Source organism: Streptomyces sp. NPDC087420 (assembly GCF_044744165.1).
GTDB lineage: Bacteria > Actinomycetota > Actinomycetes > Streptomycetales > Streptomycetaceae > Streptomyces.
In genome coordinates this window covers 108,150-132,019 of sequence record NZ_JBIUXU010000006.1, presented here as the reverse complement: position 1 = coordinate 132,019, position 23,870 = coordinate 108,150, and the positions used below count along the sequence as shown (strand labels likewise).

Annotated in this window: 28 protein-coding genes and 1 riboswitch; of the genes, 16 read left to right on the top strand and 12 right to left on the bottom strand. The window is 72.4% G+C overall.

Annotated elements, in window-relative coordinates; translation table 11 throughout:
* Positions 1-92: 92 nt before the first annotated feature.
* The 5 genes from ACIO1C_RS13970 to ACIO1C_RS13950 form a co-directional block, all read right to left on the bottom strand.
* Positions 93-767, bottom strand: a complete 675-nt coding sequence (locus ACIO1C_RS13970; protein ID WP_401862489.1) for an urease accessory protein UreF — start codon at positions 765-767, stop codon at positions 93-95.
* 43 nt (positions 768-810) lie between these two features.
* On the bottom strand, positions 811-2,532 hold the full coding sequence (locus tag ACIO1C_RS13965; RefSeq protein WP_401862486.1) for an urease subunit alpha: 1,722 nt from the start codon (positions 2,530-2,532) through the stop codon (positions 811-813).
* Complete coding sequence (locus tag ACIO1C_RS13960; RefSeq protein WP_327237742.1) at positions 2,525-2,836, bottom strand: urease subunit beta; 312 nt, start codon at positions 2,834-2,836, stop codon at positions 2,525-2,527. Before ACIO1C_RS13960 ends, ACIO1C_RS13965 begins: the two co-directional genes overlap by 8 nt.
* 14 nt (positions 2,837-2,850) lie before the next feature.
* A complete protein-coding gene (locus ACIO1C_RS13955; RefSeq protein WP_401862483.1) occupies positions 2,851-3,153 on the bottom strand; it encodes an urease subunit gamma in 303 nt (100 codons plus the stop codon).
* Between the two features lie 182 nt (positions 3,154-3,335).
* Complete coding sequence (locus ACIO1C_RS13950) at positions 3,336-3,629, bottom strand: type II toxin-antitoxin system Phd/YefM family antitoxin (RefSeq protein ID WP_401862480.1); 294 nt, start codon at positions 3,627-3,629, stop codon at positions 3,336-3,338.
* 59 nt (positions 3,630-3,688) lie between these two features.
* On the opposite strand from ACIO1C_RS13950, the gene ACIO1C_RS13945 reads away from it, so the two are divergent.
* From ACIO1C_RS13945 to ACIO1C_RS13935, 3 genes are all read left to right on the top strand, one after another.
* Complete coding sequence (locus ACIO1C_RS13945; RefSeq protein ID WP_401862477.1) at positions 3,689-4,348, top strand: ATP-dependent Clp protease proteolytic subunit; 660 nt, start codon at positions 3,689-3,691, stop codon at positions 4,346-4,348.
* Between the two features lie 7 nt (positions 4,349-4,355).
* Positions 4,356-4,664, top strand: a complete 309-nt coding sequence (locus tag ACIO1C_RS13940; protein ID WP_401862474.1) for a hypothetical protein — start codon at positions 4,356-4,358, stop codon at positions 4,662-4,664.
* 323 nt (positions 4,665-4,987) lie between these two features.
* A riboswitch (cyclic di-AMP (ydaO/yuaA leader) is annotated at positions 4,988-5,159 on the top strand.
* A gap of 3 nt (positions 5,160-5,162) precedes the next feature.
* Positions 5,163-5,636 (top strand): C40 family peptidase, encoded by a 474-nt coding sequence (locus ACIO1C_RS13935; RefSeq protein WP_401862471.1) that lies wholly within the window; start codon positions 5,163-5,165, stop codon positions 5,634-5,636.
* A gap of 81 nt (positions 5,637-5,717) precedes the next feature.
* On the opposite strand, the gene ACIO1C_RS13930 is transcribed toward ACIO1C_RS13935, so the two are convergent.
* A complete protein-coding gene (locus ACIO1C_RS13930; protein WP_401862469.1) occupies positions 5,718-6,149 on the bottom strand; it encodes an ATP-binding protein in 432 nt (143 codons plus the stop codon).
* Between the two features lie 278 nt (positions 6,150-6,427).
* On the bottom strand, positions 6,428-7,516 hold the full coding sequence (locus ACIO1C_RS13925) for an 8-amino-7-oxononanoate synthase (protein ID WP_401863181.1): 1,089 nt from the start codon (positions 7,514-7,516) through the stop codon (positions 6,428-6,430).
* Positions 7,517-7,842: 326 nt separating this feature from the next.
* Between ACIO1C_RS13925 and bioB the strand changes: the two genes are divergently transcribed.
* The 4 genes from bioB to ACIO1C_RS13905 are packed head-to-tail and all read left to right on the top strand — an operon-like array spanning position 7,843 to position 11,521.
* Entirely contained in the window at positions 7,843-9,018 is a 1,176-nt protein-coding gene (gene bioB, locus ACIO1C_RS13920; RefSeq protein ID WP_401862467.1) for a biotin synthase BioB, read from the top strand.
* Positions 9,011-10,315 carry an adenosylmethionine--8-amino-7-oxononanoate transaminase gene (locus tag ACIO1C_RS13915; protein ID WP_401862465.1) on the top strand — a complete coding sequence of 435 codons (1,305 nt, stop codon included), beginning with the start codon at positions 9,011-9,013 and terminating at the stop codon, positions 10,313-10,315. Before bioB ends, ACIO1C_RS13915 begins: the two co-directional genes overlap by 8 nt.
* A gap of 1 nt (position 10,316) precedes the next feature.
* A complete protein-coding gene (gene bioD, locus ACIO1C_RS13910; protein WP_401862462.1) occupies positions 10,317-11,165 on the top strand; it encodes a dethiobiotin synthase in 849 nt (282 codons plus the stop codon).
* 5 nt (positions 11,166-11,170) lie between these two features.
* A complete protein-coding gene (locus ACIO1C_RS13905; RefSeq protein ID WP_401862461.1) occupies positions 11,171-11,521 on the top strand; it encodes a VOC family protein in 351 nt (116 codons plus the stop codon).
* A 73-nt stretch (positions 11,522-11,594) separates the two neighbouring features.
* Here the strand turns inward: ACIO1C_RS13905 and ACIO1C_RS13900 are convergent, their stop codons facing one another.
* Entirely contained in the window at positions 11,595-12,080 is a 486-nt protein-coding gene (locus ACIO1C_RS13900; RefSeq protein ID WP_401862458.1) for an RrF2 family transcriptional regulator, read from the bottom strand.
* A gap of 155 nt (positions 12,081-12,235) precedes the next feature.
* Here ACIO1C_RS13900 and ACIO1C_RS13895 point away from each other — a divergent pair, with 155 nt between their 5' ends.
* The 7 genes from ACIO1C_RS13895 (at position 12,236) to mug (ending at position 18,993) form a co-directional block, all read left to right on the top strand.
* Positions 12,236-12,967: an SDR family oxidoreductase gene (locus tag ACIO1C_RS13895; RefSeq protein ID WP_401862456.1), complete on the top strand. Its 732-nt coding sequence runs from the start codon at positions 12,236-12,238 to the stop codon at positions 12,965-12,967.
* 53 nt (positions 12,968-13,020) lie between these two features.
* Positions 13,021-13,440, top strand: a complete 420-nt coding sequence (locus tag ACIO1C_RS13890; RefSeq protein WP_401862454.1) for a GNAT family N-acetyltransferase — start codon at positions 13,021-13,023, stop codon at positions 13,438-13,440.
* A 181-nt stretch (positions 13,441-13,621) separates the two neighbouring features.
* Positions 13,622-15,031, top strand: coding sequence for a hemolysin family protein (locus tag ACIO1C_RS13885; RefSeq protein WP_401862451.1), 1,410 nt, complete (start codon positions 13,622-13,624; stop codon positions 15,029-15,031).
* Positions 15,028-16,041, top strand: a complete 1,014-nt coding sequence (locus ACIO1C_RS13880) for a hemolysin family protein (protein ID WP_401862448.1) — start codon at positions 15,028-15,030, stop codon at positions 16,039-16,041. The genes ACIO1C_RS13885 and ACIO1C_RS13880 overlap by 4 nt, the downstream gene beginning before the upstream one ends.
* Positions 16,042-16,122: 81 nt before the next feature.
* Positions 16,123-16,914: an SGNH/GDSL hydrolase family protein gene (locus ACIO1C_RS13875; protein ID WP_401862445.1), complete on the top strand. Its 792-nt coding sequence runs from the start codon at positions 16,123-16,125 to the stop codon at positions 16,912-16,914.
* 59 nt (positions 16,915-16,973) lie between these two features.
* Positions 16,974-18,416: an adenylosuccinate lyase gene (gene purB, locus ACIO1C_RS13870; RefSeq protein ID WP_401862442.1), complete on the top strand. Its 1,443-nt coding sequence runs from the start codon at positions 16,974-16,976 to the stop codon at positions 18,414-18,416.
* 19 nt (positions 18,417-18,435) lie between these two features.
* Positions 18,436-18,993 (top strand): G/U mismatch-specific DNA glycosylase, encoded by a 558-nt coding sequence (gene mug, locus ACIO1C_RS13865; RefSeq protein ID WP_401862439.1) that lies wholly within the window; start codon positions 18,436-18,438, stop codon positions 18,991-18,993.
* Positions 18,994-19,015: 22 nt separating this feature from the next.
* Here the strand turns inward: mug and ACIO1C_RS13860 are convergent, their stop codons facing one another.
* Genes ACIO1C_RS13860 through ACIO1C_RS13850 form a run of 3 tightly spaced genes read right to left on the bottom strand, consistent with a single transcriptional unit; the run spans position 19,016 to position 21,166 of the window.
* The gene (locus tag ACIO1C_RS13860) at positions 19,016-19,426 is read right to left on the bottom strand and encodes a hypothetical protein (RefSeq protein WP_401862436.1); all 411 of its coding nucleotides are present in this window, start codon (positions 19,424-19,426) and stop codon (positions 19,016-19,018) included.
* Positions 19,427-19,484: 58 nt separating this feature from the next.
* Positions 19,485-20,222, bottom strand: coding sequence for an ABC transporter permease (locus tag ACIO1C_RS13855; protein WP_401862433.1), 738 nt, complete (start codon positions 20,220-20,222; stop codon positions 19,485-19,487).
* A 2-nt stretch (positions 20,223-20,224) separates the two neighbouring features.
* Positions 20,225-21,166, bottom strand: coding sequence for an ABC transporter ATP-binding protein (locus tag ACIO1C_RS13850; protein ID WP_401862430.1), 942 nt, complete (start codon positions 21,164-21,166; stop codon positions 20,225-20,227).
* Positions 21,167-21,272: 106 nt separating this feature from the next.
* Here ACIO1C_RS13850 and ACIO1C_RS13845 point away from each other — a divergent pair, with 106 nt between their 5' ends.
* Positions 21,273-22,475, top strand: coding sequence for a sensor histidine kinase (locus ACIO1C_RS13845; protein ID WP_401862427.1), 1,203 nt, complete (start codon positions 21,273-21,275; stop codon positions 22,473-22,475).
* A gap of 56 nt (positions 22,476-22,531) precedes the next feature.
* Positions 22,532-23,182 (top strand): response regulator, encoded by a 651-nt coding sequence (locus tag ACIO1C_RS13840; RefSeq protein WP_401862424.1) that lies wholly within the window; start codon positions 22,532-22,534, stop codon positions 23,180-23,182.
* Positions 23,183-23,269: 87 nt separating this feature from the next.
* Here the strand turns inward: ACIO1C_RS13840 and ACIO1C_RS13835 are convergent, their stop codons facing one another.
* Positions 23,270-23,710 (bottom strand): nitroreductase family deazaflavin-dependent oxidoreductase, encoded by a 441-nt coding sequence (locus ACIO1C_RS13835; RefSeq protein WP_401862422.1) that lies wholly within the window; start codon positions 23,708-23,710, stop codon positions 23,270-23,272.
* Positions 23,711-23,870: the final 160 nt, after the last annotated feature.

Here is a 23,870-nt window from a genome sequence, read left to right as displayed (position 1 = left end):
CCTGTCTCCGGGGGTGGCCGGTCCTGTGTCTGGGGGTGGCCGGTCCTCTGTGTCTGGGGGTGGCCGGTCCTGTGTCTGGGGGTGTTCGCCCCTCAGGAGGCGAACAGTCTGACCGGCCAGGCCGCGTGGGCCTCCGCCGCGATGTCCGCCAGGGGCCCCGACGCGGCGGGCAGCGCGTCGAGGCCTTCGTCCGCCGCGCGCGCCGCGTACGCGGTGGCCCGCGCCGCGACCTCGTCCAGCTCGGGTGCGAGGCGGGCCAGGACGGCGGTCGCCTCGAAGGGGTTGAGGCTGAGGAGGCGTACGGCGGCGCTGGCCGGGCCGCTGACGGTCTCGTACGCCGCACAGTGCGCGGCGTCCCCGGGCGTGAGTCCGGCGGAGCGTGCGGTGACGCCCAGGACGACCGGTTGGTGCGCGCCGCGCGGCCGGGCGGCGGCGAGCGCGTCGAGTTCGCCGCCCGGCCAGGTGGCGCGGGCCGCGCGCATCAGCTGGCGGCCGAGTCTGCGGGCCGTGGCACGCAGGGCGGGTGAGGGGGTACGGGCGTCCGCCGCCTCGTCCAGGCCGAGCGGGTCCACGCCCCCGGCGGCGGCCGCGGCCAGCGCCGCCGAGGTGAGCCCCGTGGTGTGCAGCCGCCCCTGGCAGAAGGCGGCCAGATCCCGGGCGTCGCGGATCCGTCCCGCCTTGACGGCGGCCTCCGCACCGCCGGAGTGGGCGTGGCCGCCGGCGGGGAACCGTCCGTCGGCGAGGACGAGCAGGGCCGCGTGACTCATCCGGTGCTCCTCTCGGTCGGGTTCAGGGCCGGAAACACGGACGTCAGAACAGGAAGTACCGCTGCGCCAGAGGCAGTTCCGTGGCCGGGGCGGGCTCGACCGGTTCGCCGTCGATCGTCACCGTGAACGTGTCCGGTTCGACCTCCACCCGCGGCCGGGCGTCGTTCTCCCGCATGTCGGCCTTGCTGAGCCCCCTGGTGTTGCGGATGGGGACGAACCTCTTGCCCAGCGCGAGCCGTTCGGGCAGTCCGTCCTCGATCGCCGCCTCCGCCACGAAGTTGAACGAACCCGCCGCCGCGGCCCGGCCCAGCGCGCCGAACATCGGCCGGGGCAGCACCGGTTGGGGGGTGGGGATGGACGCGTTGGCGTCGCCCATCTGCGCGTACGCGATCTGCCCGCCCTTGATGACCAGTTGGGGCTTGACGCCGAAGAACGCCGGGTCCCAGAGCACCAGATCGGCGAGCTTGCCCGTCTCCACCGAGCCGATCTCGCCGTCGAGGCCCTGGGCGACGGCGGGGTTGATCGTGTACTTGGCGACGTACCGCCGGACCCGGTGGTTGTCGGCGCGGCCGTCGCCGGGCAGCGCGCCCCGGCGCTTCTTCATCACGTGCGCGGTCTGCCACGTCCGGATGACCACCTCGCCGACCCGCCCCATGGCCTGCGCGTCGGAGGAGATGATCGAGATGGCTCCGAGGTCGTGCAGTATGTCCTCGGCCGCGATGGTGGAGGGCCGGATCCGGGACTCCGCGAAGGCCAGGTCCCCGGGCACGGCCGGGTTGAGGTGGTGGCACACCATCAGCATGTCGAGGTGTTCGTCGATGGTGTTGACGGTGTGGGGCCGGGTCGGGTTGGTGGAGCTGGGCAGCACGTACGGCTCGGAGACGACCGTGATGATGTCCGGGGCGTGCCCGCCGCCCGCGCCCTCGGTGTGGTACGCGTGGATCGTACGGCCCGCGACGGCGGCGAGGGTGTCACCGACGAACCCCGCCTCGTTCAGGGTGTCGGTGTGGATGGCGAGCTGGGCGCCGCTCTCCTCGCAGACCCGCAGGCACGCGTCGATGACGGCGGGGGTGGCGCCCCAGTCCTCATGGATCTTGAACCCGAGCGCCCCGCCCCGGAGTTGGGCGTGCATGGAGTCGCTCGACATGGTGTTGCCCTTGCCCAGCAGCCCGATGTTGACGGGGAAGGTCTCCAGCGCCTCGAACATCCGGGCGAGGTGCCAGGCGCCCGGGGTGACGGTGGTGGCCTTCGTGCCCTCGGCCGGTCCCGTGCCGCCGCCGACGAGGGTGGTGACACCGCTCGTGAGCGCCTGGTCGACGATGGTCGGCGAGATGAAGTGGACGTGGGCGTCGATCGCGCCCGCCGTGAGGATCTTCCCGTTGCCCGCGACCACTTCGGTCTCGGGCCCGATGACCAGGTCGGGGTGGACGCCGTCCATGGTGTCGGGGTTGCCGGCCTTGCCGATCCCGGTGATGCGGCCGTCCCGGATCCCCAGGTCCGCCTTGACGACGCCCCAGTGGTCGATGATCAGCGCGCCGGTGATCACCGTGTCGGGGGCTCCTTCGGCCCGGGTCGTACGGGACTGGCCCATCGACTCGCGGATCACCTTGCCGCCGCCGAACACCGCCTCGTCACCGGCGCGTCCGGGGCCGCCGCAGCGGTCCTCCTCCACCTCCACGAACAGGTCGGTGTCGGCGAGGCGGATCCGGTCGCCGGTGGTGGGGCCGAAGAGATCGGCGTACGCGGCGCGGGAGATGTCAGTCATCGAGGGGACCTCCGGTCTCGCCGCGCAGGCCGGGGACGACCCGCAGACCGGCGAGGGGGACGAGTGCGACGGCGACGGGGATGCCGGGCTCGAAGCGCACGGCGGTGCCCGCGGCGATGTGCAGGCGCTTGCCGCGCGCGGCGGCGCGGTCGAACTCCAGCCCCGGGTTGGCCTCGGCGAAGTGGTAGTGCGAGCCGACCTGGACGGGCCGGTCGGCGGTGTTGAGGACGGTCAGACGGGTGACCTCGCGGCCCTCGTTGAGGACGATCGGCCCGTCGCCGTGCAGGATCTCTCCGGGAATCATCGGCGGCCCGCCCCTCAGACGATCGGGTCGTGGACGGTGACGAGCTTGGTGCCGTCCGGGAAGGTGGCCTCCACCTGGACGTCGTGGATCATCTCGGGGATCCCCTCCATGACGTCCTCGCGCCCGAGCACCGTGCGCCCCGACTCCATGAGTTCGGCGACGGTACGGCCGTCCCTGGCGCCTTCGAGGAGGTGCGAGGTGATCAGCGCGACCGCTTCGGGATGGTTGAGCCTCAGTCCGCGGTCCCTGCGCCTGGCCGCCACGTCCGCGGCCACATGGATGAGCAGGCGTTCCTGCTCGTGCGGGGTCAGTTGCACGCTTCCACCTCACAGTGTCGGCCCGGTGACGGCTCCAGGGTTCCTGGCACGTTAAGGCCGAAGTTTTTCGGGCGCGTTAACTGGAGCCCTCGACAGGGCCGTGGGAGTGAGTGCCGTATACAACGGCGACACACAACGGCGGCGCGGGCTCACGTCCCCTCCCGCCCCCTCCCGCCCCGCCGTCAGCGGCTGTGGGGCGGTTCGTCGTGGTGCCCGCGCAGCTCGGCCGCGATGCCGAAGCGCGCGTGTTCGCCCGGAGCGGACGACAGGGGCCTGACCGACGTGACCGACGTGATCACCCGCTCCTCGGCCGCCTCCTGCTCCTTCTCCAGTCGTTCCAGGTCAGCGGCGGACACCAGCGCCACCAGCGGCTTGCCGTGGCGGGTCACGACCACCCGCTCGCCGCCGTACACGACGCGGTTGATCAGTTCCGCCAGCTCCGCCCGGGCTTGCGTCACCGGAATCTCGTAGGCCATGCTCCCCAGGGTACGGGACGTACGTCCTGTACATTTTTTACAGAAAGGGAGATCACGTGATGTCCGGCCTCTCCGCCCCCGGCCTTTCCGCCCGCTATGTACTGCCGGAGTTCAACGAGCGGACCAGTGGCGGGACCCGCACGCTCGACCCGTACTCCAAGCTCTTCGAGGAGCGGATCATCTTCCTCGGCACCCCGGTCGACGACACGGCGGTCAACGACGTCATCGCGCAGTTCCTCCACCTCGAGTACGCCGCGCCCGACCAGGACATCTGCCTCTACATCAACTCCCCCGGCGGCACGGTCAGCGCCATGACCGCCATCTACGACACGATGCGGACGGTCATGTGTGACGTGGAGACGACCTGCCTCGGCCAGGCGGTCTCGACCGCCGCCGTCCTGCTCGCGGCCGGCACACCCGGCAAGCGGATGGCACTGCCGGGCGCGCGGGTCGTGCTCCAGCAGCCGGGCGTGGAGGAGCCCGTCCGGGGCCAGCCGTCCGACCTGATGATCCAGGCCGACGAGCTGCTGCGGACGCGCGACCTGCTCGGGTCGCTGCTGACGCGCCACACCGGGCAGAGCGAGGAGCGGGTACGGGACGACCTGGAGCGGGACACCATCTTCGACGCCGCCGGGGCCCAGGCGTACGGCCTGGTCGATCACGTGGTGCGGACCCGCAAGACCTCGCTCGGCCTCGCCGGCCAGGCCGGCGGGCGGTGACCCGCGGATGCTGCCACCGGAGCTGCCGCCCCTGCCCGCGCTGACCCGCGCCGAGGGCGAGTTCGTCGACGCCTTCCTCCACGTGGTCGATCTGCTGGGGCGGATCAACCCGGCGCGCGAAAATGACACGTACAGCGCATTGCGTGCCGCCCAAGCGCTCCCCTCGCGCGCCGCCGAACTGCGGGACGCCCTGACAAAGATGCACGCCAGGGGGGAGACCGAGGTGCACGCCGGGACCCTGGCGCGGGCGTTGCGGGTGCTCGACGGGGAGCGCCGCGTGGGGCGTGTCACCATGCCGCCCGGGCCGCCGACTTGAGGGGGTGTTCCCGTACGGGCGCGTCCGTACGGGAATGCCTCCCCCGTTCGGCGTAGGAGCAGACTGGACAACTCAGGGGACGCGAGTTGCGCAAAGTGACCATACGCGCAACGAGGGGTGACGCTCCGTCGCAGGTACGGCCCTCGTCGGGCCCCCGCCGTCCGGACCAAAACTCTCGCGTCCACCCGTATGGGTCAGACGTGATGAGATTCACATATCGTCGTTTCGCCTCGGAAATCCCTCTGATCCGCGTCAAGATCCCTGGGACGACAAGCCCCCGCCACCCACGGCGGGGCGGTCCGGGCGGACGCCGAGTCCTGCCGCCGCTCCGGATGCCTGGTCGACACGAGTGGATCGGCAGGAGTGGAGGACCCGAGCAGTACGGGCCGGCCCGCACATGGGTCGTCCCTCGGGGTGAAGCCGCTGACGCGGCCGGGCGACTTCGCCAGCCCGAACCCGACAGGTCATCCTTCACAGGCGGCTGACGAAGGGTTGCGCATGACTGCGCAGACACATGTCCCGTCCTTGTTCTCCCGGGCGGGGGCCGTCTCGGCCCTCACGCTCGCCGCGGTCGGCGGCTCGCTGCTGGTACCGGGCGCCGCGTCCGAGGCCCAGGCCGTGCCGCACGCGGCGACGGCGCTCAAAGTGGCCGCCTCCAAGAAGGGCTCCCCGTACAAGTACGGGGCCTCGGGACCACGCCGCTTCGACTGCTCGGGGCTGACGGTCTATTCGTACAAGAAGGCGGGCAAAAAGCTGCCTCGTACGGCCCAGCAGCAGTACAACAAGACGCGCCACGTCTCGGCGTCGAGCAGGAAGAAGGGGGATCTGGTGTTCTTCCACTACGGGAGCAGCGTCTACCACGTCGGGATCTACGCGGGCAAGGGCAAGATCTGGCACTCGCCGAAGCGCGGCTCCGTGGTGCGGCTGGAGCGCATCTGGTCCAGGAGCGTCTGGTACGGCCGGGTCCGCTGACGGGGCCGGGGCGGGGGACGGCGCGTCAGCCCAGGGCGGTACGGGGGCGGGGACAGGGCTCCCGGAGCCGCAGGGGCAGGCTCAGCTCTGCACCGGCGCCGTCCAGGGCAGGGCGATCCAGACCGTCTTCCCGCCCTCCGCCGTGGGGGTCACGCTCACCCGTCCGCCGCACTCGGCGGTCAGTGAGCGGATGATGACCATGCCGCGGCCGTTGTCCTGCTGCACGGCGGCGGGCAGCCGCCGCGGCCACCGCGGATGGCTGTCGGTGACGCCGACACGCAGCCGCTCGTCGCGCTCCAGCCGTACCTCCACGGTGAACGTCGGGGACTTGCCGAAGGTGTGCTGGACGGCGTTGGTGGCCAGCTCCGAGACGATCAGCCGGACCGTGTCCGCCAGATCGGCCTCGCCCGGCAGCCCCCATTCCACGAGAAGGTCCGCGACAAATCTTCGGGCCGCGGGGACGGAGGCCGCATCGCTCGGCAGGGTGACGGATGCTTCCTGATGGTCTGCCATGGCGACGCTGTCCCTTTCCCGCCGGGCCGGACTTCGGCACAGAGCTGATGCTGCGCCGGCGGCCTCGGACTGTGCTTCGCGCCAGAGTGCCACTTATCGTGCCGTTCGGGGCGCTGATCCACCGAGATATGTGGAATTCTGTCGCTCGAAGCGGTGAACTCTGCTACGCCAGAACGTATTTGAGGGCTCTTGTCCGGAGGCCCCCGACCGGGGTCTTTGTCCGGGCCCTTGTCCGGGCCCTGTCCCGGGCCTTCGTCTTTTCGGGGCCCCGGGCGGTCTCAGCCCACCGGGGCCGCCGTCGCGATGATCGTCTCCACCGCCGCGTCGAGCTGACGGTACGTCATGTCGGCCCGTGCCGTGAGCCTGATCCGCGAGACGCCGTCGGTCACGGACGGCGGGCGGAAGCATCCCACGGCCAGGCCCGCCGCACGGCAGTCCGCCGCCCAGCGGACGGCGGCCTCCGCCGAGGCCGCCCTGACGGACACCACGGCGGCGTCCGGCCGCACGGCGCTCAGCCCGGCCCCGGTGAGCCGCCCGTACAGCGTCAGGGCCACCTCCCGCGCCCGCGCCGCCCGCTCGGGCTCGCGGCGCAGCAGCCGCAGGCTCTCCCGCGCCCCGCCCACCGCCGCCGGCGCGAGTCCGGTGTCGAAGATGAACGGACGCGCGGCGTTGACCAGGTGGTCGATGACCCGGGCCGGGCCGAGGACGGCGCCGCCCTGGCTGCCCAGGGACTTGGAGAGCGTGACCGTGGCCACCACACCGCCGGCCCCCGCGATCCCCGCGGCCGCCGGTGCGCCGCGCCCGCCCGCGCCGAGCACGCCCAGTCCGTGCGCGTCGTCGACGACCAGGGCCGCGCCGCGGGTACGGCAGACCTCGGCCAGCTCGCGGAGCGGCGCGGCGTCGCCGTCCACCGAGAACACCCCGTCGGTGACCACCAGGGCCCGGCGCCCCGGATGCGCGTCGAGTGTCTTCCGTACGGCGGAGGGATCGGCGTGCGGGACGACGAGCGTCTCGGCGCGCGAGAGGCGGCAACCGTCGATGATCGAGGCGTGGTTGCCCGCGTCGGAGACGATCAGCGAGCCGGGGGCCGTGAGCGCGGTCAGGGCGGCGAGATTGGCCGCGTAGCCGGACGACAGGACGAGCGCCGCCTCGAAGCCGCAGAACTCGGCCAGCTCGCTCTCCAGTTCGGCGTGGAGCGCGGTGCTGCCCGTGACCAGGCGGGAGCCGGTGGCGCCGGCGCCCCAGCGCAGGGCCGCCTCCGCCGCGGCGGCGGTGACCGAGGGATGGCGGGCGAGACCCAGGTAGTCGTTGCTGGCGAGGTCGACCAGGGGCGAGTCGGCCGCGCGGGGGCGGAGCGTACGGACCAGGCCCGCGCGTTCCCGGCGGCGCGCCTCGGCCTCGGTCCAGTCGAACGGATCCGCGGGCGGCGCGGACGCATGACCGGCCGCCGGGTGGGCAGGGTCGACCGGTGCGGGCGTGGGGCCGCCCGTCCCGGGGCGCGGATCCAGCGGGTCCTGGCGATCCTGCGGGTCCTGGCGGTTCTCCTGCACGGAAGGGTCCTTTTGTAGGCTGCGCACAGACCCTAACCGGGACCGGATCGGGTCAGGATGTGGCCATACACACACTTCGATCGGGTGGTGTTGTCGGGTTCCTCCCTGGCACCGGAGCCGCGCCGTGCGCGAGGATCAGCGGCATGGATCTGCTGAAGACGCTGGTGGAGAAGGGCCTGCGGCGTGAGCTGCCGACCCGCGAAGAGGCCCTCGCCGTACTGGCGACCTCCGACGACGAGCTGCTCGACGTGGTGGCCGCGGCGGGGAAGGTGCGCCGGCAGTGGTTCGGGCGGCGGGTGAAGCTGAACTATCTGGTCAACCTCAAGTCGGGTCTCTGCCCGGAGGACTGCTCGTACTGCTCGCAGCGGCTCGGGTCCACGGCGGAGATCCTCAAGTACACCTGGCTGAAGCCCGACGAGGCGTCGAAGGCGGCGGCCGCGGGGGTGGCCGGCGGGGCGAAGCGGGTCTGCCTGGTGGCGAGCGGCCGGGGGCCGACGGACCGCGATGTCGAGCGGGTCTCGGGCACGATCAAGGCGATCAAGGAACAGAACGAGGGCGTCGAGGTCTGCGCCTGCCTCGGGCTCCTCTCGGACGGCCAGGCCGAGCGGCTGCGGGCGGCGGGAGCCGACGCGTACAACCACAACCTCAACACGTCCGAGGGGACTTACGGGGACATCACCACGACGCACACCTACGCGGACCGCGTGGAGACCGTGAACAAGGCCCACGCGGCGGGCCTTTCGGCCTGCTCGGGTCTGATCGCGGGCATGGGCGAGAGCGACGAGGACCTGGTCGACGTCGTCTTCTCGCTGCGCGCGCTCGACCCGGACTCGGTGCCGGTGAACTTCCTGATCCCCTTCGAGGGAACGCCGTTGGCGAAGGAGTGGAACCTCACCCCGCAGCGCTGCCTGCGGATCCTCGCCATGACCCGGTTCGTCTGCCCGGACGTGGAGGTACGGCTCGCGGGCGGGCGTGAGGTGCATCTGCGGACGATGCAGCCGCTCGCGCTGCACCTGGTCAACTCGATCTTCCTCGGCGACTACCTCACGAGTGAGGGCCAGGAGGGCAAGGCGGACCTGGACATGATCGCCGACGCCGGGTTCGAGGTGGAGGGCGCGGGCACCACGACGCTGCCGGAGCACCGGGGCGGCGGGGGGTGCGCGCCGTGCGGCGGGCCGGACGAGGGCGCGGGTACGGGCGGGTGCGCGGGTACGGTCCCGGCGGCGCGGGCCGACGTGGCCCCGGCGGACGCGGTACGGACGGATCTGGTGGCCGTACGGCGCCGGGGAGCCGGTACGGATCTCGCCCCGAATGCCTGAGACCGCGCCGTCCGCGCCGGACCCGGACGAACTGCTCGCCCTTGACCGGGCCCACGTCTGGCACCCGTACGGTCCCATGCCGGGCCGTACGGAACCGCTGGTCGTGGAGTCCGCGTCGGGGGTACGGCTCCGGCTGGCCCGACCCGCCCACGGGCAGCGCGAGTTGGTCGACGGGATGTCGTCCTGGTGGTCGGCGATCCACGGCTACAACCACCCCGTCCTCAACGACGCGGCGCACGGCCAGCTGGACCGGATGAGCCATGTCATGTTCGGCGGGCTCACGCACGAGCCCGCCGTACGGCTCGCGGCCAAGCTGGTCGAGATCACCCCGGAGCCGCTGCGGCACGTCTTCCTCGCCGACTCCGGTTCGGTGTCGGTCGAGGTCGCGGTGAAGATGTGCCTCCAGTACTGGCGTTCGGTAGGCCGGCCGGCCAAACAGCGGCTGCTGACCTGGCGGGGCGGGTACCACGGGGACACCTGGCAGCCCATGTCGGTGTGCGATCCCGACGGCGGGATGCACGAGCTGTGGTCGGGGGTGCTCCCGCGCCAGATCTTCGCGGACGCGCCGCCGGTCGCGTACGACGAGGCGTACGCGCGCGCTCTGCGTGACCTGATCGGCCGTCACGCCGGTGAGCTGGCGGCGGTGATCGTGGAGCCGGTGGTGCAGGGCGCGGGCGGGATGCGCTTCCACTCCCCCGCGTACCTGCGGGTGCTGCGGGAGGCGTGCGACGCGCACGACGTGCTGCTGATCCTGGACGAGATCGCGACGGGTTTCGGCCGTACGGGCACGCTGTTCGCCGCCGAGCAGGGCGGGATCTCGCCCGATGTGATGTGCGTGGGAAAGGCGCTGACCGGCGGCTATCTCACGATGGCGGCGACGCTGTGCACGACGCGGGTGGCCGAGGGCATCGCGCGGGGCGACGTACCCGTACTGGCCCATGGCCCGACCTTCATGGGCAACCCGCTGGCGGCGTCCGTCGCGCTCGCCTCGATCGAACTGCTCCTCGCCCAGGACTGGCGGGCGGAGGTCGAACGGATCGGGGCGGGGCTGCGCGAGGGCCTCGCCAAGGCGGCGGGCCTGCCCGGCGTCCTGGACGTGCGGGTGCTGGGCGCGATCGGGGTGGTCCAGCTGGACCACGAGGTGGACATGGCGGCGGCGACCCGTGCGGCGGTGCGCGAGGGTGTCTGGCTGCGTCCGTTCCGCGACCTCGTCTACACGATGCCGCCGTACGTCACGGGCGACGACGACATCACGAGGATCTGCCGCGCGGTGGTCGCGGCGGCGGAGGAGGGCTGACATGCCGGTGCTGATCGTGACGGGGACGGGCACGGAGATCGGCAAGACGATCGTCACGGCGGCCGTCGCCGCGACGGCGCTCGCGCGCGGCCTCACGGTCGCGGTACTCAAACCGGCCCAGACGGGCGTCGCCCCCGACGAGCCGGGGGACGTGGCCGAGACGGCACGGCTGGCGAGCGGGGCCCGTGACAGCGCGGGCGGCGCGGGCCGTGCCGGGTCGTTGACCGTGGTGGAACTCGCCCGGTTTCCCGAGCCGTTGGCGCCCGCGACGGCCGCGCGGCGGGCGGGGCTGGCCGCGGTGTCGCCCGACGAGATCGCCGACGCGGCGCTGAAGCTCGCCGTGGAGCACGACCTGGTGCTCGTCGAGGGCGCGGGCGGACTGCTGGTGCGGTTCGACGAGGCGGGCGGGACGCTCGCGGACGTGGCCCGGTCGCTGGGCGCGCCGGTGCTGGTCGTGGCGGCGGCGGGCCTCGGCACGCTGAACGTCACCGCCCTGACGACCGAGGCGCTGCGCGCCAGGGGCGTCGAGCCCCTCGGGGTGGTGATCGGCAGCTGGCCCGCCGCCCCGGACCTGGCGGCGCGCTGCAACCTGGCGGATCTCCCGGAGTCGGCGGGGGCGCCACTGCTCGGCGCCGTACCGGCGGGGGCGGGCGCGCTGGCCCCGGCGGACTTCGGGGCGCTGGCTCCCGACTGGCTGGCCCCTGAGCTGGGCGGGGGGTGGGACGCGGCGGCCTTCGGCGCGCGGCACGCGGCTCCGTACCGCTCCGAAGGTACGGAGGACACGCGCGGCGACACCGTGCGCGCGCACGGCGCCGAAATCCCCCGGGGCGCCCGCCCCGCCGTAGGGTGAGCGGCATGCGCGCGCGTATCGAGGAGATCGTCTTCGACTGTGCCGGGCCCGCCGGACTGGCGCGGTTCTGGGCGGCCCTGCTGGGCGGTGAGCCGGTGGACCGTACCCCCGACTGGTCGTACGTCGACCCGCCCGGGTTCGTCCGGATCGCCTTCCAGCTCGTGCCGGAGGGCAAGGTCGCGAAGAACCGCCTCCACCTCGACCTGGACGCGGGCGACGTCGAGGAGGCGACGGCGGAAGCCGTACGACTCGGCGCGGTCCCGGTGGGCGGCGTGACGAACGATCCGTACGGCCGGTTCCAGGTGCTCCAGGACCCCGAGGGCAACGAGTTCTGCTTCGTGGGACAGGGGAGTTGACGGCGGGCAGCCGACCGGCTCGGACAGGCCCCAAGACCGTGAAGGCGGAGCGCGCCCGCCGGGGGCGCTGCTCTCACCCCTCCGAAGCCGTCAGCCAGGAGCCCATTCCGGCCAGCGCGCCGGCCCCGCTGCCCGGCGGATCCACCCGCGCCGCCAGATCGGCGATCGAGACGGCCGCGAGCGAGTCCCGCCACGCCGCCTCCGCCACGGCCATCGCGTGCGCGATGCCGCAGGGCGCCGCACAGGACTCCGGCGGACTCGCCAGCGGTCCCCGCTGCCGGATCTCGGTACAGACGAACGCCGGACCGGCCCCGTCGACCGCCTCCACGACGTCGAGCACCGTGATCGAGGCCGGATGCCGGGTGAGGACGTAACCGCCCGACTTGCCCTGCACCGCGCGCACCAGGCCCGCGCGGGAGAGTGCCTGCATCTGCTTGGCGAGATACGTGGCCGACACGTCGTGCAGCCGGGCCAGCCGCGCCGCGGGGACGGGCTCCTCCACCGCCGTGAGCACCACACAGCAGTGCAACGCCCACTCCACCCCACCGGACATCTTCATCCGGCCACTTTAATCCACCCGGCCTTGACCCGGACACGATGCATCCGGGTATTGTCTCGGGAGAAGCGGACAATAAGTGTCCGGGTTTGTGCGTACGGCCCGTTCACGGGCATGTATGTCACCCGTCCGACACCTCCCGAGCGGAAAGGCATGTCATGAAGGTCGCAGTCATCGGCGGTACGGGGCTCATCGGATCGCAGGTCGTGAAGAAGCTGAACGCCGTCGGCCACGAGGCGGTGCCGCACTCGCAGTCCACCGGCGTCGACGTCCTCTCGGGCCAGGGCCTGGACGAGGCGCTGGCGGGCGCGGACGTCGTCGTCAACCTGACGAACTCCCCCACCTTCGACGAGGCCTCCCTGGCCTTTTTCCAGACCTCGATGGACCACCTCCTGACCGCCGCCGAGAAGTACGGCGTCGGCCACTTCGTCATCCTCTCGATCGTCGGCGTGGACCAGGTGCCCCAGCTGGACTACTACCGGGCGAAGGCCCTCCAGGAGGACATCCTCACGGCCGGGCCGATCCCCTACTCGATCGTCCGCGCCACCCAGTTCATGGAGTTCATGGACGCCACCCTGTCCTGGACCACCAGCGGCGACACCGTCCGCCTGCCCCCCACCCCCCTCCAGCCGATCGCCGCCGAGGACGTCTCCGACGCGGTCGCCGGCGTCGCGGCGGGCCCGCCCCTCCAGGGCATCCGCAACATCGCGGGCCCCGACGTCCTCCCCCTCGACGAACTCGGCCGGATCACCCTGGCCGCCCACCCCGACGGCCGGAGCGTCGTCACCGACAAGACGGCCGGCCTCTTCGGCGCCGTCCAGGGCGACGTCCTCGTCGCCAGGGGCGACGCCCACCTCGCGCCCACGCGGTACACCGACTGGCTCGCCTGAGCCCGCGCGAAAACCGTTCGCCGGGCGGGTCGGCGCCCTGGTTGGCTCGCCCCATGAGTGATCTCCTCATCCGGCACGCCGATCCCACCGACGTCGACGCCGTCCTGCTGTTCTGGCGCGCGGCCGCCGAGGGGGTGAGCATCAGCGACGACCACGACGGAGTGGCCCGGCTCCTCTCCAGGGACCCCGAATCCCTCCTTCTCGCGGAGCGCGACGGGGTTCTCGCGGGCACGGTCATCGCCGGTTTCGACGGCTGGCGGTGCTCCGCGTACCGGCTGGCCGTCCACCCCGGCCACCGCAGGCAGGGGATCGCCACGGCCCTGACGGAGGCGGCGGAACAGCGGTTCACCGCACTCGGGGGCCGCCGCGTCGACGCCATGGTGCTGGAGGCCAATGACGGGGCGCACCACGCGTGGGCGGCGGCCGGGTACCACCGCGAGGATCACTGGCGCCGCTGGGTGAAACCGCTGTAGCGGGGGCGGCGGCGCGCGGCCGGGGCCGTACCGTGAAGCCGGGCCGAGGCCTCCGGGTAGGACGCCGGGTGGGTGAACCCGGAGTCCAGACGTGTGAGCGCCCCGCCACGGGCCACCCTCCCTGTAGCGATCTGTGGCGATCCGGCCGGTCGCCGACCGATCATGGGACGGAGGTGAACCGATGACCGAAGCGCTCCTGCTCGTCGTGGCGATCGTGCTGTCGTTCGCCTGTGGCGCCTTCGTCGCGGCGGAGTTCTCCCTCACCACCGTCGAGCGCGGTGAGCTGGAGCGGGCGGCGGAACAGGGACAGCGGGGGGCCGCCGGCGCCCTGAAGGCCGTACGGAGTCTCACCTTCCAGCTCTCCGGCGCCCAACTCGGCATCACCGTCACCAACCTGGTCGTCGGCATGCTCGCCGAGCCGTCGCTCGGCAAGCTGCTGCGCGGCCCCGTCGAGGCCGCCGGCCTGTCCCGTTCCGTGGCGTCCTCGGTGGCCCTGGTGATCGGCACCGCCCTGTCGACGGTCTTCCTGATGGTCATCGGCGAACTGGTCCCCAAGAACTGGGCGATCTCCTCCCCGCTCGCCGTCGCCACAACGGTGGGCACCCCCCAGCGGTACTTCACCCTGGCCTTCCGGCCCTTCATCTCCCATCTCAACAACACCGCGAACCGCGTCGTGCGCGCCCTCGGCCTGGAGCCGACCGAGGAGCTGGCGACCGCCCGCAGCCCGCAGGAGCTGGTCGCCCTGGCGCGGCACTCCGCGAAGGAGGGCGCGCTGGAGGCGGACACGGCCGAGCTGTTCGTACGGACCCTGAGCCTGTCGTCGCTGACGGCGGAGAACGTGATGACGCCCCGCGTGCAGGTGATCGCCCTCGACGTGCGGGCGACGGCGGAGGACGTCGCGAACGCCACCCGTGCCACCGGGCTCTCCCGCTTCCCGGTCTACCGGGACAGCCTCGACACCGTCGTCGGCATCGCCCACATCAAGGACGTCCTGGCCGTCCCGGCGGAGGAGAGGCCCCGGCGGCCGGTGTCCGAACTGCTGCGCGAGCCGCTGCTGGTCCCGGAGTCCCTGACGGTGGACCAGCTCCTCGACCGGTTGTCGGCGGGGATGACGATGGCCGTCGTGATCGACGAGTACGGGGGTACGGCCGGGGTGGCGACGCTGGAGGACATCGTAGAGGAGGTTGTCGGCGAGGTCAGGGACGAGCACGATCCGCACGAGACCTCGGACCTGGCACCGGTCGGCGAGGACGCGCGCGGGCGGCGGCTCTGGTCGGCGGACGGCGCGGCCCGCTCCGACCAGCTGGAGACGATCGGGCTGCGGATGCCCGAAGGGCCGTACGAGACACTCGCCGGGCTGGTGGCGGCCTCGCTGGGGCGGATCCCGGCCAGGGGCGACCGGCTCGACGTGGCGGAGTGGCAGCTGGAAGTGGTGGACGACGCGGGCCGCCGGGCGGCACGGCTGCTGCTGCGGGCGCCGCTTCCTACGGAGGGTGGCCCCACGGAAGGTGACACCACGGAAGACGACGCGAGCGAAGGCCCCCGCACCGGCGGAGACCCCCGGACCAACGGCGAGCGAGGTGGCCGATGACCGCCGTCCAGCTGATCGTCGGACTGCTCACGATCGCCCTCAACGCCCTCTTCGTCGGCGCCGAGTTCTCCCTCATCTCCGTACGGCGCAGCCAGATCGAGCCCGAGGCCGAGTCGGGGAACCGCCGCGCGCGCAGCGTCATCTGGGGGCTGGAGCACGTGGCCGCCCTGCTGGCGGCGGCGCAGCTCGGCATCACCCTGTGCACGCTGGTGCTCGGCATCGTCGCCGAGCCCGCCATCGCCCATCTGCTGGAGCCGCTCTTCGACGCGGTGGGCCTGCCGCACGGACTGGTCCACCCGTTCTCCTTCGCGATCTCCCTCATCCTGGCGACCTACCTCCACATGCTGCTGGGCGAGATGGTGCCGAAGAACATCGCCCTGGCGAGCCCCGTCCGGCTCGCGCTCGCGCTCGGGCCGCCACTGGTCGCCATCGCCCGGGGGCTGCGTCCGGTGATCTTCACGGTCAACGCCTTCGCCAACAGCCTCCTCAAGCTGCTCAAGGTGGAGGTCAAGAGCGAGGTCGCGGCCACCTACTCGGACGACGAGCTGTCCCGTCTGGTCACGGACGCAGGTCACGCCGGGGTGCTCGACGAGCGGTCGGCCGAGCGGTTGCACGACGCGCTGGAGCTGGGACGGCGGCCGGTGCGGGACGTGGTGCTGCCGCTGGAGCGGGTGGTCACGGCGGAGGCCGGCGTCACGCCCGAGACGCTGGAGGGGCTCGCGGCCGAGTCGGGGTTCTCGCGCTTCCCGGTGGTCGACGCCTCCCGGCGGATCCTCGGCTACCTCCATGTGAAGGACGCGCTGGACGCGGCCCCGCGCGACACGCCCTTCGCGGTCTCGGCGATGCGGGCGATCGCCCGCGTGAAGGACACGACCCCGATGGACGACGTCCTGAACGCGATGCGCCGCAGCCGTACGCACCTGGCGGCCGTCCTGGACGAGGAGGGCAAGCTGGAAGGGCTCGTGACCATGGAGGACGTGCTGCGGGAGCTGGTCGGACGGCACGCGTAGGGCGGGAAGCGGCGCCCTCGCACGCGCCGTACGGGAGACGCCGGAAGAGCCCGCCGTACCGCGCGGTACGATCGCTCCGCCATGGAGATGAATGCCAGCTACACCAGCCTTGTCACGGTCGGTGACTCCTTCACCGAGGGCATGTCCGACCTGCTGCCCGACGGTTCCTACCGGGGCTGGGCGGATCTGCTCGCCGCCCGCTTCGCCGCCCGTGACCCCCGCTTCCGGTACGCGAATCTCGCCGTACGCGGCAAGCTCATCGGACAGATCGTCGAGGAACAGGTGGAGGTCGCCGCCGCGATGTCCGCCGACGTGGTGACCCTGGTCGGCGGTCTGAACGACACCCTGCGGCCGAAGTGCGACATGGGCCGGGTGCGCGGGCTGCTCGAAGAGGCCGTCGAGAAGCTGACACCGTCCTGCAAGCAGCTCGTGCTGATGCGCAGCCCTGGCCGGAACGGCCCGGTGATGGAACGGTTCCGCCCGCGCATGGAGGAGCTGTTCGGCTTCGTCGACGAGCTGGCGGAACGGCACGGCGCGCTGGTCGTGGACCTGTACGGCGCCCCCGCGCTGGGTGATCAGCGGATGTGGGACGTGGACCGGCTGCATCTGACCCCCGAGGGCCACCGCCGGGTCGCCGAGGCCGTCTGGCAGACGCTGGGGCAGGCCGCCGAGGACGACTGGCGTACGGAGCTGCCCGCCGCCGTGCCGGTGCGCTGGCCGGCGAGGCGCTCGGGCGACGTACGGTTCGCCCGGCAGTACCTGGGGCCGTGGATCATGCGGCGGCTCACCGGCCGTTCCACCGGGGACGGACGCCTCCCGAAGCGGCCGGAGCTGCTGCCGTACGGGACCGTGGACGACCACCGGCTTCCGTAGGAAGCCACAAGAACGGGCACGGCGTCGGCCCGCGGGATCCGCCAGTAGAATCAGGACACGTGACTGTCGCGTCTGAGAAGCCTCGTATCCCCAACGTCCTCGCCGGCCGCTACGCCTCGGCGGAGCTGGCCGTGCTGTGGTCCCCCGAGCAGAAGGTGAAGCTGGAGCGCCGGCTCTGGCTGGCGGTGCTGCGGGCACAGAAGGACCTCGGCATCGAGGTGCCCGAGACCGCTCTCGCCGACTACGAGCGGGTGGTCGACCAGGTCGACCTGGCGTCGATCGCGGAGCGCGAGAAGGTCACGCGGCACGACGTGAAGGCGCGGATCGAGGAGTTCAACGCCCTCGCCGGCCATGAGCAGGTCCACAAGGGCATGACGTCCCGCGACCTGACGGAGAACGTCGAGCAGCTCCAGATCAGGCTCTCGCTGGAGCTGATGCGGGACCGTACGGTCGCGGTGCTGGCCCGGCTGGGCAAGCTCGCGGGTGAGTACGGCGAGCTGGTCATGGCGGGCCGTTCGCACAACGTGGCCGCGCAGGCCACCACGCTCGGCAAGCGCTTCGCGACCGCCGCAGACGAACTGCTGGTCGCCCACGGCCGGCTGGAGGACCTGCTGGGCCGCTACCCGCTGCGCGGCATCAAGGGCCCGGTCGGCACCGCGCAGGACATGCTCGACCTGCTGGGCGGCGACACCGCGAAGCTCGCCGACCTGGAGGGCCGTATCGCGGGGCACCTGGGCTTCGCCCGGGCCTTCACCTCCGTCGGCCAGGTCTACCCGCGCTCGCTCGACTACGACGTGGTGACCGCGCTGGTGCAGCTGGCGGCGGCGCCGTCGTCGGTGGCGAAGACGATCCGGCTGATGGCCGGGCACGAGCTGGTCACCGAGGGCTTCAAGCCCGGTCAGGTCGGCTCGTCCGCGATGCCGCACAAGATGAACACCCGCTCCTGCGAGCGCGTCAACGGCCTGATGGTGATCCTGCGCGGCTACGCGTCGATGACGGGCGAGCTGGCGGGTGACCAGTGGAACGAGGGCGACGTCTCGTGCTCGGTGGTACGGCGGGTCGCGCTGCCCGACGCGTTCTTCGCGTTCGACGGGCTGCTGGAGACGTTCCTGACCGTCCTGGACGAGTTCGGCGCGTTCCCCGCGGTCGTGGCGCGTGAACTGGACCGCTACCTGCCGTTCCTGGCGACGACCAAGGTGCTGATGGCGGCGGTACGGGCCGGGGTGGGCCGGGAGGCGGCGCACGAGGTCATCAAGGAGCACGCGGTGGCGTCGGCGCTGGCGATGCGGGAACAGGGCGCGGAGCGCAACGAACTGCTGGACCGGCTCGCGGCCGACGAGCGGATGCCGCTGGACCGCGCCCAGCTGGACACGCTGATGGCCGACAAGCTGTCCTTCACGGGCGCGGCGGAGGACCAGATCGCGGCCGTGGTCGCACGGGTCGAGGAAATCCTCAAGCGGTACCCGGAAGCGGCGGCGTACGCCCCCGGCTCGATCCTCTGAACAGGACCCGGTCAGACCGATGAAGTCCGAGGAGCTGGAGGCCGCCCGCGACCGCGTCATCCCCGACGTGGTCGCGGAGGGGCTGCGCGTGCTGTTCTGCGGCATCAACCCGGGCCTGATGTCCGCCGCGACGGGCCATCACTTCGCCCGCCCCGGAAACCGTTTCTGGCCGGTGCTGCATCTGTCGGGCTTCACACCCCGGCAGTTGAGGCCGGCGGAACAGGACGAGTTGCCGGCGTACGGCCTCGGCATCACGAACGTCGCGGCGCGGGCGACCGCGCGGGCCGACGAGTTGAGCGACGAGGAGTACCGGGAGGGCGGCCGGCTCCTGGTCGCGAAGGTCGAGCTGCTGCGGCCGCGGTGGCTCGCGGTGGTCGGTGTGACCGCTTACCGCATCGCCTTCGGCGACAAGAAGGCACGGATCGGCCCGCAGGAGCGGACCATCGGGGACACCCGGGTCTGGGCGCTGCCGAACCCGTCCGGGCTGAACGCGCATTGGACGACGCAGACCATGGCGGAGGAGTTCGGCCGCCTCCGGGCGGCGGCGGACTCCCCCTCTCCGGCTCCCCCGGGCTGATCCGACGCGTCCGGCCCGGGTGTCACGGCGGGTCAGTCTCCGTTGTCGCCGCCAGGAGGCGGAAGGGCTGGTGCTCCGCCTCCCGCGTCACCCCCAGGACGAGCCAGCGACGCTCCGTCCACCACACCCGTACGTACGCCACGCTGGTGCACAGCTCCCACCAGGGCTCCGGTATCTCCTCCCCCTCGCCGCCCCGTACCCGCAGGCTCCAGAGGCTCACGTGGTGCGGTTCGCCGAAGCGGTGGGTCAGGATCTCCGCCAGCGCCCCGCCCTCCGCCTCGCACTGGTCCGCGCCGGAGGGCCCCTCCCCCCGGGACAGCTCCGCCAGGTGATACCCCGGCCCGCTCGTCCCGACCCCGGAGAGACCGCGGGTCGCGGGGTACGCATGGGCGCACAGCAGCTCGACCAGGGCGAGGTGCTGTGCGGTACTCATGAGTCCAGTAAACCGTCAGGGACTGACATCTGGCTTGCTGTCAGGCGACTGTGAGGCATCAGGCGTCCCGGCGCCTGACGGCGAGCCATCCGGCCAGTACGGCCGCGGCGGTCCACGCCCCGGTGACGGCGAGCCCGGTCCAGGGGCCGATGGCCGCGTCCGGGTACTGGTGCAGGGCGATCTGTCCGGCCCGGTCGGGCAGGAAGTCCGCGACGGCCGACTTCATGTCCCCGATCACGAACGACACGATGAGGATGAACGGGATCAGCAGGCTCATCACGGCGACACCGCTGCGCAGGAGGGCGGTGAGACCGGCCGCGAGCACCGCCATCAGCGCCAGGTAGACGCCGCTGCCGACGGTGGCGCGCAGCGCGCCGGGATCGCCCAGGCCGATCGCGTACGACCCCATGCCCGTCTGGCCCGCGAAGAAGGTGGCGAAGCCGGTGACAAGTCCGACGACCAGGGCCGCGCCGGCGATCGCCGCCATCTTGGCGGTGTAGAAGACGGCCCGGCGCGGCACGGCGGTCAGCGAGACGCGCAGCGCGCCGTTGTGGAACTCGGTCGAGAACGCCGCCGCCCCGAAGGCGATCGCCGCGATCTGGCCGTAACTGATGCCGTAGAACGAGAAGAGAACGGGATCGTAGTCGGGTCCTCCGGCCTCGCCCGTACCGACACCGGCGCTGATCAGCGCCCCGATGCCCGCGCTGACCACGAGGATCGCCAGCAGCGGGCGGAACGTGCCGCGCACGGACCGGATTTTGAGCCACTCCGAGTGCAGGATCGCGGTGGACGGCATGGTCAGACCTCCTGGGGGCTGGGCGAGCCGTGCGGGCCCTGGGCGGCGAACTCCGCCTCGCTGGTGGTGAGATCGAGATACGCCTGCTCCAGGGAGCCCCGGTCGTCGTTGAGTTCGAGCACGGGGACGCCTTCCTGGGAGGCGAGGCGGCCGATGTCCCCGGCGCGCGCGCCGTCGACGCTCCAGAGCCCGTCGTCGCCGCGCACCGCGACATGTCCCGCCCGGGCCAGGGCCTCGCGCAGCCGCTCCGGTTCGGTGCTGCGGAACCGTACGCGCGGGGTGCTGCGGGAGGTGATGAACTCCTCCATCGGCAGGTCGGCGAGGAGCCTGCCCCGGCCGAGGATGACGAGGTGGTCGGCGGTGGCCGCCGTCTCCGCCATCAGGTGGCTGGAGACGAGGACGGTCCTGCCCTCCTTCGCGAGGCGGCGGGTCAGCTCCCGGATCCAGATGATGCCCTCCGGGTCCAGGCCGTTGGCCGGTTCGTCCAGCATCAGGACCTCCGGGTCGCCGAGGAGCGCGGCGGCGATGCCGAGGCGCTGGCGCATGCCGAGCGAGAAGGTCTTGATCCGCTTGCGGGCGACGGCGGCGATGCCGGTCTCCTCCAGCACCTCGTCCACCCGGGCGGGGCGGATCCGGTTGCTGGTCGCGAGCACCCTGAGGTGGTCGCGTGCGGTACGGGCGCCGTGCGCGGCCTGCGCGTCGAGCAACGCGCCGACGTGGCGCAGGGGTTCGTCGAGGTCGGCGAAGCGGCGTCCCCCGACGGTGGCCGTGCCGGACGTGGGCCGGTCGAGGCCGAGGACGAGCCGCATGGTGGTCGATTTGCCCGCCCCGTTGGGGCCGAGGAAGCCGGTGACGCGGCCGGGCCGCACCTGGAAGGTGAGCCGGTCCACCGCGCGGGCCGTGCCGTACTCCTTGGTGAGTTCGTGGACATCGATGCTGGTCATGGCTCCACTCTGGCCGCCACGCGCGCGCCGGTCCTCCCCCGTGGGTGGAGAGCGTCTCCCCCGGACGGGGGAACTCCCGGTGCCGGTGCGCTGGCACGATGACCGCATGGTCCGATTCCTGCGTCCGCTGTCGCGGCCGGTGACGTACACCCGCTGGCTGCACCTGTTCGTACCGACAGGATTCTGGGCCGTCTGGCTGTTCGTCTTTCCCGAACATCCGGCCGTGCCCCTGCTGTTCCTCATCCCGATCGGGCTGGTTCCGGCGGTGCGGCTGGCCGAGGGGCTCCAGGCGCAGTGGCTGCTGCTTCCGCACGACGGGAGCGTGCCCCCCGGATCCGTCTCCCTCGCCTCGTCCGCCACGTGGGGCGAGCGGTGGCGGACGGTGTTGTGGCTGGAGGTCCGCGCGCTCCTGTCGGGGGCGATCACGATCACGACGGTCTGGGGCCCGGCCCTCACGATCGAGTTGATCCACGCCGGCGCGCAGGGCTCCTGGATGGGCCTGCCCTTCCTGTCGGCCGTCACGCCCCGGTGGTGGTTCGCGCTGCTCGCGCCGCTGCCCGCCGTCGGGCTGTTCGTGGGGGTCGTGAGACTCGGGAATCTGGGCGCGGCCGCCGCCCTCCGGCTGCTCGGCCCGTCCCCCGCCCAGCAGTTGGCCGCCCTGGAGGAACGTACGGAACGACTCCTGGAACGCACCCGTATCGCGCGCGAGTTGCACGACTCGATCGGGCACGCGCTCACCGTCGCCGTGGTCCAGGCGGGCGCGGCCAGGGCGGCGGGGGACCCGGAGTTCACCGACCGCGCGCTGGGGGTGATCGAGGAGACCGGCCGGGCCGCGCTGGAGGATCTGGAGCGGGTGCTGCTCGTCCTGCGGGAATCGGGCCGGCCGGCCTCGCAGCGGCCCACGCTGGTCGAGGCGGACCGGCTGCTGGAGTCGGCGCGGGCGTCGGGGGCGGTGGTGGAGGTCACGATGTCGGGGCCGCTGGAGCGGTTGCCCGGGCCGGTCTCCCGGGAGGGGTACCGCATCCTCCAGGAGGCGCTCACCAATGTGCTGCGGCACTCGGGCCCGGTGCCGGTGCGGATCCTGATCGATGTGAGGGACGACACGCTCGGTATCGAGGTCGCGAACCCTCTCGCCGAGGACGCCTCCGCGTCCTCCCCGGGCAACGGGCTGCGCGGGATACGGGAGAGGGCGGCGCTGCTGGGCGGGGAGGCCAGGACCGGGGCGTACGACGGGGAGTGGCAGGTGAGCGCCCGGCTTCCGCTGAGCGGTCCGGGGGCGGGGCCGGGGGCGGGGGCGGGGGCGGCCTGAGCGGATCGGGAAGGCGGGCTGCATGAAGCGCAGTTGGAGGCCGATAACCTGACCGGATGCCCATCACTGTCCTGTTGGTCGACGACGAGCCGCTGGTACGCGCGGGCCTGCGCGCCGTTCTGGAGGCGCAGCCCGACATCACCGTGGTGGGAGAGGCGGCCGACGGCGCTGCCGTCGTCCCGCTCGTACGGCAACTGCGGCCCGATGTGGTCGCGATGGACGTACGGATGCCGCTGCTCGACGGGATCGAGGCGACGCGGGCGGTGCTGCGTACGGTGCAGGACCCGCCCAAGATCCTCGTCGTCACGACCTTCGAGCAGGACGAGTACGTGTACCAGGCGCTCCGGGCGGGCGCCGACGGCTTCCTTCTGAAGCGGGCCCGTCCTGCGGAGATCGTGCACGCCGTCCGCCTGATCGCCGAGGGCGACTCACTGCTCTTCCCCGCCTCCGTACGGGCGCTCGCCGCCGAGTACGGCACCGCGACCGCACGCGGCACCCTGGAGAGGGCGCGGCTCACCGACCGGGAGGCGGAGGTGCTGCGGCAGATGGCGCGGGGGCTGACGAACGCGGAGATCGCCGCGGGGCTGGTGGTGGGGACGGAGACGGTGAAGTCCCATGTGAGCGCGGTGCTGGCGAAGCTGGGGGCGCGGGACAGGACGCAGGCGGTCATCGCGGCGTACGAGTCGGGGTTTGTCGCGCCGGGATGACGCCTCCCCCGGCCGACCGGTCCTCGTCGGCCGGTCGGCCTCCGCTTCCTCCGGTCTCGGCTTCCCCCCGGTCTCCGCTTCCCCCGGTCAGCCTTCGGTGCGGCGCAGCCGGATCACCGGTATGTCCCGTTCCGTCTTCTTCTGGTAGCCCTCGTAGGGCGGGAAGATCTCCACCAGGCCGGGCCACACCCGGGCCTTCTCCTCGGGTGTCAGCGTCTGCGCGTGCGCGCTGAAGCGCTCGGCGCCCACCCGCAGGCGTACCTCGGAGTCCGCCTGGAGGTTCAGGTACCAGAGTGGGTGCTCGGCCGCCCCGCCCTTGGACGCCACGATCAGGTAGTCGTCGCCGTCCTGTCCGTAGATGAGCACGGTCCGGCGCCACTGTCCGCTGCGACGGCCCCGGTAGTCGAGCAGGAGGCACGGGGCGCCCTGCAAGGTGGTTCCCCGGGCGCCGTCGGACTCCTCGTACTCCGCTGCCTGCTTCGCCACCCAGCCCGTGGGACTGATCACGATCTCGTCGTCCGCCGCCATGCCGACTCCTGGGGTCCGGGTCTGCCGCTCCGGATCCGCTGCTCCGGATCCGATGATGTGAACGCGTCCCACAGTAGAGCGCGCCACCCGGCGGGAGGCCGCCGCCCCTCGCCGTGCAAGCGACCAGCGAGTAGCATCCGGCAGACGACGCGCGAGCTGG

Bases quoted from the DNA above. Each gene is read 5' to 3' on its own strand.
- ACIO1C_RS13880 (WP_401862448.1), top strand. From the start codon at position 15,028: ATGACCGCCGTCCAGCTGATCGTCGGACTGCTCACGATCGCCCTCAAC.
- ACIO1C_RS13935 (WP_401862471.1), top strand. From the start codon at position 5,163: ATGACTGCGCAGACACATGTCCCGTCCTTGTTCTCCCGGGCGGGGGCC.
- ACIO1C_RS13950 (WP_401862480.1), bottom strand. From the start codon at position 3,629: ATGGCCTACGAGATTCCGGTGACGCAAGCCCGGGCGGAGCTGGCGGAA.
- ACIO1C_RS13895 (WP_401862456.1), top strand. From the start codon at position 12,236: ATGAAGGTCGCAGTCATCGGCGGTACGGGGCTCATCGGATCGCAGGTC.
- mug (WP_401862439.1), top strand. From the start codon at position 18,436: ATGAAGTCCGAGGAGCTGGAGGCCGCCCGCGACCGCGTCATCCCCGAC.
- ACIO1C_RS13930 (WP_401862469.1), bottom strand. From the start codon at position 6,149: ATGGCAGACCATCAGGAAGCATCCGTCACCCTGCCGAGCGATGCGGCC.
- ACIO1C_RS13960 (WP_327237742.1), bottom strand. From the start codon at position 2,836: ATGATTCCCGGAGAGATCCTGCACGGCGACGGGCCGATCGTCCTCAAC.
- ACIO1C_RS13900 (WP_401862458.1), bottom strand. From the start codon at position 12,080: ATGAAGATGTCCGGTGGGGTGGAGTGGGCGTTGCACTGCTGTGTGGTG.
- ACIO1C_RS13915 (WP_401862465.1), top strand. From the start codon at position 9,011: ATGCCTGAGACCGCGCCGTCCGCGCCGGACCCGGACGAACTGCTCGCC.
- ACIO1C_RS13840 (WP_401862424.1), top strand. From the start codon at position 22,532: ATGCCCATCACTGTCCTGTTGGTCGACGACGAGCCGCTGGTACGCGCG.
- bioB (WP_401862467.1), top strand. From the start codon at position 7,843: ATGGATCTGCTGAAGACGCTGGTGGAGAAGGGCCTGCGGCGTGAGCTG.
- ACIO1C_RS13970 (WP_401862489.1), bottom strand. From the start codon at position 767: ATGAGTCACGCGGCCCTGCTCGTCCTCGCCGACGGACGGTTCCCCGCC.
- ACIO1C_RS13905 (WP_401862461.1), top strand. From the start codon at position 11,171: ATGCGCGCGCGTATCGAGGAGATCGTCTTCGACTGTGCCGGGCCCGCC.
- ACIO1C_RS13965 (WP_401862486.1), bottom strand. From the start codon at position 2,532: ATGACTGACATCTCCCGCGCCGCGTACGCCGATCTCTTCGGCCCCACC.
- ACIO1C_RS13860 (WP_401862436.1), bottom strand. From the start codon at position 19,426: ATGAGTACCGCACAGCACCTCGCCCTGGTCGAGCTGCTGTGCGCCCAT.
- bioD (WP_401862462.1), top strand. From the start codon at position 10,317: ATGCCGGTGCTGATCGTGACGGGGACGGGCACGGAGATCGGCAAGACG.
- ACIO1C_RS13890 (WP_401862454.1), top strand. From the start codon at position 13,021: ATGAGTGATCTCCTCATCCGGCACGCCGATCCCACCGACGTCGACGCC.
- ACIO1C_RS13835 (WP_401862422.1), bottom strand. From the start codon at position 23,710: ATGGCGGCGGACGACGAGATCGTGATCAGTCCCACGGGCTGGGTGGCG.
- ACIO1C_RS13850 (WP_401862430.1), bottom strand. From the start codon at position 21,166: ATGACCAGCATCGATGTCCACGAACTCACCAAGGAGTACGGCACGGCC.
- ACIO1C_RS13845 (WP_401862427.1), top strand. From the start codon at position 21,273: ATGGTCCGATTCCTGCGTCCGCTGTCGCGGCCGGTGACGTACACCCGC.
- ACIO1C_RS13885 (WP_401862451.1), top strand. From the start codon at position 13,622: ATGACCGAAGCGCTCCTGCTCGTCGTGGCGATCGTGCTGTCGTTCGCC.
- ACIO1C_RS13855 (WP_401862433.1), bottom strand. From the start codon at position 20,222: ATGCCGTCCACCGCGATCCTGCACTCGGAGTGGCTCAAAATCCGGTCC.
- ACIO1C_RS13875 (WP_401862445.1), top strand. From the start codon at position 16,123: ATGGAGATGAATGCCAGCTACACCAGCCTTGTCACGGTCGGTGACTCC.
- ACIO1C_RS13945 (WP_401862477.1), top strand. From the start codon at position 3,689: ATGTCCGGCCTCTCCGCCCCCGGCCTTTCCGCCCGCTATGTACTGCCG.
- ACIO1C_RS13940 (WP_401862474.1), top strand. From the start codon at position 4,356: ATGCTGCCACCGGAGCTGCCGCCCCTGCCCGCGCTGACCCGCGCCGAG.